The organism is Sporosarcina aquimarina, from assembly GCF_019748715.1.
GTDB classification, from domain to species: Bacteria; Bacillota; Bacilli; order Bacillales_A; family Planococcaceae; genus Sporosarcina; species Sporosarcina newyorkensis.
Map to the genome: position 1 here is coordinate 14,746 of NZ_JACLBZ010000008.1, position 12,118 is coordinate 26,863.

Genomic DNA, 12,118 nt, shown 5'->3' on the forward strand with positions numbered 1-12,118 from the left:
AATTTTCTTCTATATGATGATACTCAATGGCATAATATTCAGCATTTTCTCCTAAAAAAAAGCCTTTTCATCCCACGCAAAGAAACCGAATTTCTTCACATAGGGATGAAAAAGCTTTCATGGTACCACCCTAGTTCGTGACCTGAGTCACCTTACGAAAAAGCAAGTCGAAACCTGACTTTTTCATTGCTAACGAGCCCAATTGCCGAGCCCGGGACTGCCTAATCGGCATACCTTTTAACAGTCCACTCCGAGGGGATGTCGTAAATAGTTGTATTGCCGGCTTCCAGCATGACCGGCTCTCTGTGAATACAAGTTTCTACTTACTTTTACCTCATCAACGTTTTATCTTTATTCAACTGAAGACTCTCACCTATATAGGTGATGAGATGAATGTAATCTTTATCCTGTTCAGTGGGTATTCAAACACCCGCTGAACAAAAGAGGTACGCAGGCAAAGGTTAACTGACCTGCGTCACGCTGGCCTAAGCACAATTCAAAATCTGGACGCAATTACGCCGAGGCGTAATTGATTTATTATATTTTCATTACTCCACCTGTACTTGCTGAAGTAACCAACTTAGAATATCTACCTAGATATCCTTTTTTAATTTTTGGTTCAAATGGTTTTAAAGCGTGTCGACGTTCCGCCAACACTTCATCCGAAACTTCAAGCTCGATTGTTCGGTTGATCAGATCGATTTCAATAATATCGCCATTCTCAACAAGAGCAATTGGTCCACCCTCTGCAGCTTCAGGTGAAATGTGTCCGATGGAAATACCTCTGGATGCTCCAGAGAAACGTCCATCTGTGATAAGAGCTACTTCTTTCCCGAGCCCTCTCCCCATAATTGCGGAAGTAGGAGCCAACATTTCTGGCATTCCTGGACCGCCTTTAGGCCCTTCATATCGAATGACGACTACATGGCCTGCTTGCACTGTGCCATTATCGATATTTTCCTGCGCTTCTTCCTGAGATTCAAAGACAATCGCTTCTCCTCTAAAATCTTTAATGGAAGGATCTACGGCTCCTACTTTAATTACAGAGCCCTCAGGTGCAATATTGCCAAATAAGATTGAAAGACCACCGACTGGACTATATGGGTTATCTTTTGTTCGAATGACGTCTGTATTCGTGATCTCATGTCCAGCGACATCTTCTGCAATTGTTTTACCTGTAATGGTTATTCGATCTTTATGGATGGCCCCGTCAATTTTACACAATTCATTGACAATTGCGCTTACACCACCGGCTAGATGTATGTCATGCATAGAATAATCGGATGCCGGCATGATCTTGGACAAATATGGTACTCGTTTTGCAACTTCATTTACATCTTCAATATTGTAGTCGATCTCTGCTTCGTGAGCGATTGCCAATGTATGAAGGACAGTATTTGTCGAACCACCCATCGCCATATCGAGCGCGAATGCATCATCGATCGTTTCTTTAGTAATAATATCGCGTGGTTTAATATCTTTTTCAATACAGTTCATCAAGTGCTTTGCTGCCTGCTTGATCAACGTATGACGTTCGTCGGAAGTTGCGAGAATTGTCGCATTTCCTGGCAAGGCCATACCGAGCATTTCCATTAAGGAGTTCATGGAGTTCGCAGTAAACATTCCCGAGCAAGACCCACATGAAGGACAAGCATTTTCTTCAATATCCTTTAATGTTTCTGCCGACATCTGACCGCTTTTATAAGCGCCGACACCTTCAAATACGGATGTTAATGAAAGGGGTTCGCCTGTTGCCGATACGCCAGCTTCCATTGGTCCTCCTGAAACAAATACGGAAGGTACATTCGTACGAACTGCTGCCATCAACATACCAGGTGTGATCTTATCACAGTTCGGTATATAGAAGACTCCATCAAACCAGTGTGCATTTATGACAGTCTCTGCCGCATCTGCGATCAGTTCACGACTTGGTAATGAATAACGCATTCCAATATGTCCCATCGCGATACCATCATCTACACCAATTGTATTGAATTCGAACGGTACGCCGCCCGCTTCCCAAATTGCTTCTTTTACGACTTCTGCAAATTTATTCAAATGCATATGTCCTGGTATAATATCAATATACGAATTACATACTCCAATAAATGGTTTGTTCATATCTTTCGTTTTTACACCTGCTGCATAAAGTAAGCTACGATGTGGTGCACGATCGATTCCTTTTTTAATCATGTCACTTCTCATTGCGATCTCTCCTAAACTAATCGAACGAACCAATTTCCAAACAATTGAATTCAGTTGAATATTCTGAACAGCCAGTGAAAAGTTTCACAGCTATGAACTAGATTGTTGCTATCATATCTTGTAAACAATGAAAGGTCAACTGTATTTTTAAAGTTTTTAATCAATTGCGACTAATCAAAAATAGTTGAATACGCTTACATACGCGGCACGGAGCGATATATTGCATATTGAAAAAATCTAAAAAAAAATTATGTTTTTTTTAAACTTTGTTGCAACCCAACTATTAGATCCATCCACACTAACACTTTAAAATGGTAATAAATCGTTAAGAATGTTTCGACAATTTACGACAACTTATTTTTGTTTATAACTTTACACACATAATCCACCGCGTCTCTTTTATGTTTTGAACAACTATGCACAGGGTACGCACAGCTTATCCACTGCTCTTGTTGATAAAACGAACGGTTGTTCTTTTGTTGCTTTACTGTTAAAGTATTGTATAACATCCTAAAAAGTCTATGCAGGTTGGATGCTTGATATTCATCCGAAAGGGAGGCGGTTCAATTATGTTTCAATTGTCCGATCAAATGCTGCTCTATTCTTATCAACAAGCTCAACGACTAAAATTAAGCCCTGAGTTCATACGATTGTTAGAAAGAGAAATAGAGAAGCGCTCCTTAGAATCTACGCATCTCTATCGCTAGCCTTTGGATTCAATTAAAAAGGACATGCCCTAGCATTTTTCGGGTATGTCCTTTTTTCGAGTATGAAATTGTTCTTCTATATAGTGTACACAAGACCCTTACCAGATTCTTCACAAAAACTGCATGATTTTTCGTATATGCATCTTGCTTTACCCCAGAGTACAACATACTATTAGAAAAGGACATTATAGATAGGGGTTAGAAAGAAGAATGAAGAAGTTATTGTTGGTGGCTGTTTTATTATGCAGCTTGTTTATTTCCACACCTACCACTGAAGCAGCTACCACATCTGTTATAAAGATCGCAGCTACTACACCTGTTTTTAAAGACACCGAAAAAATCGCAGTGTTTTCTAAAGGAACAATACATACTATAACCAAGTCCGATCAACGTTTTCACTATACAAAGATCGGTGACTTGGAAGTCAAATTTTCCAAGCAGAAAGCAAAAATGATTCATCAAGATGCAGATCAATTGAAAAGCGCAAACCCTGTTCGACTGCTTACAAAAAAGCATGTGAAAATCTATTCGAATCGAAACATTAAATCAACTGAGCTTGGCCATATCCAACCAAAGCAAGTAATTTACACGCAACGTCTGCGTGGTGATTACTATCCTATCGTGTTCGGCGGCAAGACGGGGTATATCTACAGGAAAGACGTAAAAGTTCAAAAAGGTATACCTGTACTTATGTATCATGATTTAGTCAAGAAAAAAGAAGGTACAAATGTTTCTATTTTGGAAGTGGATAAATTCAAATCTCAGATGGCCTATTTAAAGAAAAACAATTGGCATACGATTTCCACTGATGATTTAACACTTTGGCTTCAAAAGAAAATTAAGCTTCCGGAAAAATCAGTCCTTATTACATTTGACGACGGCTATTCCTCAACTGCCGATTTAGCATACCCTATTTTAAAATCCCATCGTTTCAAAGCGACGGCATTCTTGATAGCGAGCCGTATAGAACGTCCCGGTTATTTAACAGAAGAACAAATTCGGTCAACTCAGGATATGATTTCCTACCAAAACCACACATATGACTTGCATGGTTTTAATTCGATGACTGGACTAGCACTCTTGGAATATACGCCAAGATCGGCAATCTATACAGATCTTACCATGGCCAATCAAAAAATAGGAAGCATCCTTCCTGAGCAACCTCCAGTTTCCGCGCTTGCCTATCCATATGGTCTTCGTAACACAGAGGCTATACGAGCGAGTAAAGTGGCGGGCATGAAAAGTGCTTATACGATCACCGAAGGAAACGTTTTCCAAGGGGACTCACCATTTCATCTAAAACGCCAGCGTGTTCATTCTGGAATGTCTATTTCGGATTTCGAGCGAAGGTTGCTCGGTCAATAAAAAAAAGAAGGGGCAGTCGATCTAAACCGTCGACTGTTCCTTCTTTTTATGATAAAGCCTTTAATCCAACTACTCCAAATACGATCAAACATAAACTCGCAACTCTTCCGACACTTTTTGATTCGCCAAAAAAAATCATATTAATCAGAACAGCCCCTGCTGTACCTACGCCGATCCAGACAGCGTATGCCGTGCTCACTTGCAAATATTTAAAGGAGTTATAGAGGAAGAAGAATGCCGTCCCAAAACCCCCATAATACATTAAACCAGTAGCCCAGCTTCTGTTTTCACTAAATTTCTTCAATCCGATTACTCCGACAAACTCACTCAGAGCGGCCAAGAACACCAGCGTCCATCCCATGCTTCTCCACCTCTTTCAATGCTTTCTTCTCATCAATTCCATCCGCTATTTTTAAACCTGCCACTCCAAGAACCAAGATGAATATAAAAAATATTTTTCCTAAACTAATATGTTCACCGAAGAAAAGCACGTCCATCAGAGATGTCCCGACCGTTCCGATACCTGCAAATACTGCGTATACCGTGCCCGTCGGCAAACCTTCACATGCCTTCGTCAAGAAATGAAAATCAATAAATATAAAACCGACAATGAAAATCCAGTGCCACCACTGACTTGCTGTGTTAAAACCAAATATCCAAACTAACTCAAAGAAGCTAGTTAACGCTACATACATCCAAGCCTTACTCATACTATTCCCTCCGTATTTCTATGTCTCATTTATTTGACTGACTGTCATTCATTTTATCATAAAAGTTAACAACGTGCCATGTTAACTTTTCACAGTCTTGAATTGTAATGCGTGTGACAGAAAATCCAATACCTCTTCTTTTTGGCGATCCGCCTCACTTTCGTCACGATGAGCATACAAAAATACTTGTTCTGCCGTCGATTCGATCAGACCTATGATGACTTTTGCAGTTCGCTCCGGCTTTATTGACTGACGAATAGCTCCTTCTTCCCTTGCCGCTTCAAGCTTCTCACTGATCCATTCATAAAATGGAGCATATATCGATTCCCATTCCCTAATATGCTCTGTGGAGGCAAGTCCTGAGTAAATTACAGCCATTATTTCGTAATACTCCCTGTTCACTTCATATATCGCATCTACCATCTGTTCGAATTGCTTTGAATAAGCTGCTCGATCATCAACTGTACGTTGCACAATATCCATTGTCTTCGCCACCATCTCTTCTGCGATTGCAGGCATCAATGACAGTTTGGATGGAAAGTATAAATAGAAAGTTCCTTGTGCAATTCCAGCACGTTTAACAATATCCGAGATCTTCGTTTTCTCGATTCCCTGCTCTTGAAATACCTCTATAGCTGAATGAATTATCGCTGTTCTTTTTCCCACTGAACTCTTCACTTCCTCTAAATCGTTTTTAGACAGTATATAGCATATATGCTTTTCTCACAAATCATTCTCGGCTTGCTTTTATCTCGCGATTCAACGGATAGTTTCAAAAAAACGATTGCCAATATTCATTTGGCAATCGTTTATATAGTAATTATTCTTTTTTTGCTTCCTTTGTTTCTTGAGCGAAGGTTTCCCCGCTCTTCCTTGCTTGGATATCCATACTGTGATCTGGATATTCTTTTTCAATGCGTGTAAAGAATTTCTTGGCGAGCTCTTCAGCCTGCTCTTTTTTCATGTCTTCAGATACTTCGAAATCAAGTAAAACATAGCCACCCGCATCTTCTGTAATGATTAAGCTTACTTGCGATACACCTTCTTCTTTAGCGAGTTCCTCTTTTAGCTCATCGTCGGAAGTCGTAGTATCGGATTTATCTACCACGCCTGGTGTTTCTTTTTCAGCTGGTTCGGTTTGCTCCTGATCCGCTTTCTTATCTTCTTCAGCGTCCCCACTGCAAGCTCCTAATAATAGAAGAGATAAACCAAGCGGCGCCATTAAATGTCTTTTCTTCATTGTCAAGACACTAAACGGGAAAACGGATACGCCTCCCGCGATCATTGAACAAAATGGAAAAGTCTATAGCGGCATCGTGTCCTATATGGAAAGAAATCAAAAAGGTCTCACTATCAAGTTGGATGACGGCCGAATCAAAAACGTCTATCTAAATTCGGATACGCAACTATTCAAAAATAATAGGCTTACGGACATCGGCTCTTTATATGAAGGCGATCGGGTCAAAATAAAATTTTCCGTCTATAACTCGAACTATATTACAATGTTGGAAATAATGGACCCTGGTGTTCAAGTAGCTGGATTATACAAAGGAACTCTTCATCGTATTGATCCAACCAGCCGAAAGATCATCATGCGTGATGAAACGAAGTTTTTGAACTGGCATTGGTTTCCTAACAAAGTAAATAGCAATTCCAGCTATTATTACTCTGCTCAAACTCCAATTTATTTGGATAATCAGCCTGTCCCACATAATCAGCTGCGTAAATATGCGGATCATAAAGTATATATCGCAACGGTCAGCAAACACGGCAAAGAGCAAGTGGAGCGAATCATCATCCAGAAGAATGAAGAACGGACCTATTATGAACCACTGAAGAGCTTCAATGGAAAAACGAAGCAAGTGAGCTTAATGAGTTCTGGGCGATTTAATTATCATGACGGAACGATTTTGATCCGAAATGGCAGACTTATTGAACCTGACGCTTTAGGTGCTTACGGAACAGCTTTCATCGCAGCGGCTGGCCCTATGAACAAGCAATACGCAAATATCATACATATCAGCAATGATGGATTGGACAGTCCGAATTTAGCTGATCACAAGATTTATTATGGAAAAGTTTCTGGCGTTCTTGGGTATCAATTGAGAGTGTCTTTTGCTATGGAATTGGAGTCTAATGTATGGACCAACTTAGCTGACCAAGACTTTTATTTCAATAATGAAACTGCTGTCGTTGAAGATAAGAAAAGTTTTTCTAGCACCTTAATTCCTCAAATGGACTTACCATTCAAAATTGGCAAGTACGGATATTTCTATGTAAAGGATAACCAGGTCATCGCGGTTCATTTCACTGATAATACTCCCGCTCGAATTGTATCGGTCGGACGACTGTCGGATCTTTCTCCTGGTCATCAGACAATCGATGTGCACAATGTCAGTCAATGGATGAACGGTGCTTGGGTTACACAAGGTGCTATCAATAAGATGGATATTCAGCAAACGACTTTCATCAAAGACGGTAAAGTTATCAAACCAGAAGATCTACGCATAAACGATAGATTGTATATAGTTGCTGAAAACATAGTTAAAGGCAGAATAATCATAGTTGATTAAAATATGGCAGTGAGAGATTCTCTCTTGCTGCCTTAAAGAAGGTGTCATGCAATGAAGATTTTTCAAAAGGCAAGTTTGTTTGTCCTGTTCGCTATTCTGCTCGTGACTATTTCTCTGAAAGCGTCTCCTGCTTCTGCTAGTCCGGTAGATGTTAATGGCGGCGTCATGAATGAATATGAATATAAAGAATTATTTTTTCTGACAGGCTATCCAATTCAATTCTCAGGCAAAGCAGTGGTCACTGAGAAAGAAAACAAGAAAACATTAACCCGCAATTATCGTTTTACGCTGACAGGTCCCGGCGGTGAAAAATTAACGAGGAGTGTGAACTATACCGCTAACATCAGTGATCACGAAGGCAAAGGTCAAACGACGACTCAATTCGAAGTGAAGAGCTATTCCGAAAAAGTGACAATCGGTAAAGATACCTACACACTTGATGATTATCAGTATTCAGAAGGCACGGTCTCGGACAACCTCCCTGCCTCAAGCTACTATTCAGGCAATATTGTGGGGAGGAAAATCTACAAGCATAAAATTGCCGCTACAAAAAAGGATGAATTGATTACAGTCCATTTAAATGGCCGCAATATGGGCTATAAAAATTTCTGGGGCGCTACTGAAACTCAATTGATGGATTCAGAAATTATCACCCCACAAGGATATGCTTTTGTCACAAGTAAAGCATCCGACAGTAAGTCACGCACCTTGCAATATGAACCTTTTGATCCTTCACTCTCAAGCTTCACGGGAGGACATGCAGTGATCAGCAGTGCGGATATGGTAAGTGAATACACTTATAACATCCCATTTGGCGCGGGGAAAGGAACTATAGAGCTGCAAAAGAAAAACACCCCTAAAATTGAACGGCTCATCGTACCGAAATTCCGTGATCTAGACCGCCATAATGCAAAAGATGCCATTCAAAAGCTATATTCATTGGGGATTTTCGATGAAAACTCACAGTTTTTCTCTCCAAATACACCAATGAAACGTTATCAATACACTGTAGGAATCCTGAAAGCTGTGGATCTGCGTGTGCTAGAGCCGCCTAAAAAAAGTAAAGTTCCACGCCAACCAATTTTCGCGGACCTTTCCACGAAAGATCCTGACTATATGTATATCGAAAGTGCAGTGGAGCAAGGGATCATAACAGGCGTGACACCAGATTCATTCGAACCAGACAGCCCCGTCACCAGAGTGCAGGCCGTTGCAATTCTTGTTCGAGCATTGGGAATGGAAGGTCGTGCACCAAGCCCTGGCTTTAAAACACAGTATGCAGATGATCATAAAATTTCAGGTTGGGCAAAAGACAGTGTATATGTTGCTACTGAGCTAGGTCTGATTCAAGGGAATGAAATGAACCGTTTCAATCCGCAGCAACAATTAACGAGAGCCCAAGCAGCACTTATTACATCTCGCTTCCTGGACTTCCTGGAAAATGACCTGAAACAAAATTATCGCGATGAAATTTTCTTCCAATAAGAAAGGAGGTCGGCTCTATTGAAAGCTCGCAATTCATTTATATGGGGAGTACTGTTTGTTCTCTTTGCACTTTTGCCGTCGCAAGTTTCCGCTAAGAGCTCTTTCACAGATGTTCCCGATCGCCACTGGGCAAAAGACGCGATTGAATGGGCAAAAAACGAAGGGCTGACTTCTGGATACCAGGACGGCACTTTCAGACCTGATCAATCTATTACAGAAGCACAGCTGGTCACAATGCTGGTACGATTCGACTGCACTTCCCCTTCTTCATTCGAAGCATTGCCGGGCGAACATAAAGCTATGGGGAATTACCGTTATTTAAGAAGTCATTTTCTACCTCTAAACGGGTTTTCAAATCGTTATGCAAGGGATGCTTCCGTAAAAAGAGCAGATGCAGCCCGTATCTTCTCCGCTTATCAGGGGGTGGACGTTACCAAGCACGAAGCTGTCTATTATCTGTACGTAAATGATATGGCAAATGGCATCACAGGTAAAAATGATTATTTGGATTTCGGTCCGAACAACGAACTGACGCGTGCTGAAACTGTTACTTTTCTCTATAACATGTCACTTCAGCAGGGATGCGAACTGCAAGGTCTTAATTCCAAAGCAACTGGAAAACATAATGCCAAGTATTCGTATCCAGCTAACTTCGTGAAAGATGATGAGATAAATTTTGAAAAGCCAAATCAACCTTCCCAGCCTGGTATTGGAGGTGGAGTAAAGCCACCGACTGCTGTAGAAGTTGATATTGAGAAACCGGTTCTAACAGCAAATGGCAAAGATTCAACGTTTATTACGTTTACGTTTAGGGATTGTAATGGTGAATTGATTCCTTACGAGCGGGAATTGGAATTTGAAGTTTCATCTCAGCAAGAAGCCAGTTTTAAAATACTGGAATACCCAACACTAGATAATAAATATGACGGACAAGTTTCTACTGTTGCAGAAACCATTCGGAGGACACATAGAGTACGTTCTGATGGCCCTGAAGTGACAGTTAAAGTTATCGCTCCAAAAACAAAAGAGCGGACGTTGGATACGATTACAGTTACACCCGTTGATAAAACAGGAAATTGCACACTTCCTTCCGCTACTGCTACCTTAACATATGAACCAAAAGCAGAAGTTCAGCTTGATGTTGTAAACAATCCATGGGGACAAACTACAGTGACCGCTACTCTTGTTAGACCCGGCGGCGAACGCATCTATGGCTTCAACGGATATTTGAAACTTGAATCATCATCAGGGCGGATTCCTTTTAATGATTCCTACCCTAATTTCTATAACGGAGTGGCAACAACAACCTTTACAACACCCCGTTATTTATTAAAAGATGAGATTACAGCAAAAGCAATATCCAGATCTACAACTGATGAGGATGCGATTTACTCCATCCTAAATAAGAGCTTCACTGTGCCTGTTTCTTTCTCTCCGCCTATTACTGTGGATACAACATGCACGGCCGAAAAACCGGAAATCGGATTTTTGATTGACTCGTCCGGCAGTATGAAACGTAATGATGAAAAGTGGCTGCGTGTAACTAAAACAACAGAATTCATTAGGGCACTAAATGCCGAAGAGAACATCGCCACTCACTTTACGACTAGTGGTATGTTTTTGAAAAGCGGTGCCCCTGAGCCTGTCATCAATTCCTTGGTTGGTGTCAAAGCAAACGGTGGTACGAATATTGCCGATGGATTACATGTTGCCCTCAACAAATTCACTACTAAACGGCAGCGAGTGTTAATTTTATTGACTGATGGCAAATCTTCCAAAACACCCATACTTAAGCAAGTGGAAGAGGCAAAAAGACAGGGCATCCGAATCTTCACAATTGGCCTCGGAAAAGATTTAGACGAAGCTTTATTGAAGGATATTGCAAGAGAAACAAAAGGCAGTTATTTTCACGTTAAAGAAAATATTGAACTGTCTTTAGTCTATCAATCGATTTTGCAAGAAATTAACTGCGGTATTCCATTGCCTACTTGTTCTGTCATCGCTTCGGTCTTCAATTCTCCATCCGTTAAACTGACGAATCGCAACATTTTGATGGAAACCGAAGTATCCAATGCGTGCGGTACGATCAATAAAGTCATTGTCCGCTTTTCTTCGCAATCCGGCGATTTGGATTATGAACTGGCTCATAGAGGCCACAATTTCTACATGATGAACAAAGGCTTATTCGAAATTCAAGACTTCCAATTAGCTGCCGATGCAACATTCATTGCCTACGACTTGAAAGGCAAAGAGATAGCCAGGCAAAAGGTAAAGATTCAAAAATAATGATTCAAACCGGTAAAGAGCCCAACATACTCTTACCGGTTTTTATTTTGACTTCTCTTCAAAAGAATCCAGGTTTTCATATAACACCAAGGGGTATGGTATCTATACGATCAAAATTGCAAAACATAGAGGAGGAAGAATAATGGTAGAACCAAACAACAAGACATTTATCGGCGTATATTATAATGACTCTGACCTTCTCGACAAGATAGAGGAACTAAAGCTGACGGGCTATCTTGCCGACAATATTTATGTAATCGCCAAAAATGAAAACGATGTCTCCATGCTAAGAAACCGAACTGCAGCCGATGTACATGCAGCTTATGATACTTGGACAGATCGGTTTATCGGTTTCCTTACCGGGGAAAATCATGTGAAGCGCATGATGGATGGTGTCGGTATGAATGACATTGAAATCGATCGCTATTATGAAGAAGTGCAGCATGGCGGTATGCTGCTGTATGTGGATGAAGGTTGGGCATTCAGCGTGTATTCAAAAGACGAGCCCTTCTATACAGATAACCTAGCTCCGGCTGCTTCAAAACAAATTTTGGATACCGAAAATGAAGCAGATCCATTTAAAAAAAATCAACATACAAAAAAGGCAAGGCAGTTTGAAGAAAATGAGCCTTCATATGGCGGCTATGAACCATTGAAAAACCCTGTGCCTCCAGAAGTTTTGGCTGCAGATATTCAAGTCGAGCCCCTATTAAATGAGGAAGATTGAGGTCCAGTACCAAGAGAAGGACAATAAAATAGTTTGATAACAGCCGCTCCGATTTTGGGG

The 12,118-nt window shown here is 40.7% G+C and carries 11 protein-coding genes and 1 other annotated feature; of the genes, 6 read left to right on the top strand and 5 right to left on the bottom strand.

Going from position 1 to position 12,118, the window contains the following annotated elements:
• Positions 1-98: 98 nt before the first annotated feature.
• Positions 99-350, bottom strand: a binding site (T-box leader).
• A gap of 187 nt (positions 351-537) precedes the next feature.
• A complete protein-coding gene (ilvD, locus tag H7J92_RS03545) occupies positions 538-2,205 on the bottom strand; it encodes a dihydroxy-acid dehydratase (protein ID WP_009765918.1) in 1,668 nt (555 codons plus the stop codon).
• Positions 2,206-2,774: 569 nt separating this feature from the next.
• Between ilvD and sda the strand changes: the two genes are divergently transcribed.
• Entirely contained in the window at positions 2,775-2,912 is a 138-nt protein-coding gene (sda, locus tag H7J92_RS03550) for a sporulation histidine kinase inhibitor Sda (protein ID WP_078817213.1), read from the top strand.
• Between the two features lie 210 nt (positions 2,913-3,122).
• The gene (locus H7J92_RS03555) at positions 3,123-4,277 is read left to right on the top strand and encodes a polysaccharide deacetylase family protein (RefSeq protein WP_009765919.1); all 1,155 of its coding nucleotides are present in this window, start codon (positions 3,123-3,125) and stop codon (positions 4,275-4,277) included.
• A gap of 46 nt (positions 4,278-4,323) precedes the next feature.
• Here the strand turns inward: H7J92_RS03555 and H7J92_RS03560 are convergent, their stop codons facing one another.
• The 4 genes from H7J92_RS03560 to H7J92_RS03575 all read right to left on the bottom strand — a co-directional run bounded on the left by H7J92_RS03560 (position 4,324) and on the right by H7J92_RS03575 (position 6,227).
• Positions 4,324-4,638 (bottom strand): DMT family transporter, encoded by a 315-nt coding sequence (locus H7J92_RS03560; protein WP_009765920.1) that lies wholly within the window; start codon positions 4,636-4,638, stop codon positions 4,324-4,326.
• Positions 4,601-4,987 carry a DMT family transporter gene (locus H7J92_RS03565; protein WP_009765921.1) on the bottom strand — a complete coding sequence of 129 codons (387 nt, stop codon included), beginning with the start codon at positions 4,985-4,987 and terminating at the stop codon, positions 4,601-4,603. Before H7J92_RS03565 ends, H7J92_RS03560 begins: the two co-directional genes overlap by 38 nt.
• 81 nt (positions 4,988-5,068) lie before the next feature.
• Positions 5,069-5,653: a TetR/AcrR family transcriptional regulator gene (locus H7J92_RS03570; RefSeq protein WP_221835382.1), complete on the bottom strand. Its 585-nt coding sequence runs from the start codon at positions 5,651-5,653 to the stop codon at positions 5,069-5,071.
• 154 nt (positions 5,654-5,807) lie between these two features.
• Positions 5,808-6,227 carry a cation transporter dimerization domain-containing protein gene (locus H7J92_RS03575; protein WP_221835384.1) on the bottom strand — a complete coding sequence of 140 codons (420 nt, stop codon included), beginning with the start codon at positions 6,225-6,227 and terminating at the stop codon, positions 5,808-5,810.
• An 85-nt stretch (positions 6,228-6,312) separates the two neighbouring features.
• Here H7J92_RS03575 and H7J92_RS03580 point away from each other — a divergent pair, with 85 nt between their 5' ends.
• The 4 genes from H7J92_RS03580 to H7J92_RS03595 all read left to right on the top strand — a co-directional run bounded on the left by H7J92_RS03580 (position 6,313) and on the right by H7J92_RS03595 (position 12,058).
• The gene (locus tag H7J92_RS03580; protein WP_221835386.1) at positions 6,313-7,560 is read left to right on the top strand and encodes a hypothetical protein; all 1,248 of its coding nucleotides are present in this window, start codon (positions 6,313-6,315) and stop codon (positions 7,558-7,560) included.
• A 51-nt stretch (positions 7,561-7,611) separates the two neighbouring features.
• Positions 7,612-9,045 carry an S-layer homology domain-containing protein gene (locus H7J92_RS03585; protein ID WP_246602484.1) on the top strand — a complete coding sequence of 478 codons (1,434 nt, stop codon included), beginning with the start codon at positions 7,612-7,614 and terminating at the stop codon, positions 9,043-9,045.
• Positions 9,046-9,063: 18 nt separating this feature from the next.
• Complete coding sequence (locus tag H7J92_RS03590; RefSeq protein WP_221835388.1) at positions 9,064-11,331, top strand: VWA domain-containing protein; 2,268 nt, start codon at positions 9,064-9,066, stop codon at positions 11,329-11,331.
• Between the two features lie 142 nt (positions 11,332-11,473).
• Positions 11,474-12,058: a YflT domain-containing protein gene (locus H7J92_RS03595; protein ID WP_221835390.1), complete on the top strand. Its 585-nt coding sequence runs from the start codon at positions 11,474-11,476 to the stop codon at positions 12,056-12,058.
• The last annotated feature ends 60 nt before the right edge of the window (positions 12,059-12,118 follow it).

Excerpts from the sequence above, each read along its gene's own strand:
- ilvD (WP_009765918.1), bottom strand. The coding sequence starts at position 2,205 with ATGAGAAGTGACATGATTAAAAAAGGAATCGATCGTGCACCACATCGT.
- sda (WP_078817213.1), top strand. The coding sequence starts at position 2,775 with ATGTTTCAATTGTCCGATCAAATGCTGCTCTATTCTTATCAACAAGCT.
- H7J92_RS03555 (WP_009765919.1), top strand. The coding sequence starts at position 3,123 with ATGAAGAAGTTATTGTTGGTGGCTGTTTTATTATGCAGCTTGTTTATT.
- H7J92_RS03560 (WP_009765920.1), bottom strand. The coding sequence starts at position 4,638 with ATGGGATGGACGCTGGTGTTCTTGGCCGCTCTGAGTGAGTTTGTCGGA.
- H7J92_RS03565 (WP_009765921.1), bottom strand. The coding sequence starts at position 4,987 with ATGAGTAAGGCTTGGATGTATGTAGCGTTAACTAGCTTCTTTGAGTTA.
- H7J92_RS03575 (WP_221835384.1), bottom strand. The coding sequence starts at position 6,227 with ATGAAGAAAAGACATTTAATGGCGCCGCTTGGTTTATCTCTTCTATTA.
- H7J92_RS03580 (WP_221835386.1), top strand. The coding sequence starts at position 6,313 with ATGGAAAGAAATCAAAAAGGTCTCACTATCAAGTTGGATGACGGCCGA.
- H7J92_RS03585 (WP_246602484.1), top strand. The coding sequence starts at position 7,612 with ATGAAGATTTTTCAAAAGGCAAGTTTGTTTGTCCTGTTCGCTATTCTG.
- H7J92_RS03595 (WP_221835390.1), top strand. The coding sequence starts at position 11,474 with ATGGTAGAACCAAACAACAAGACATTTATCGGCGTATATTATAATGAC.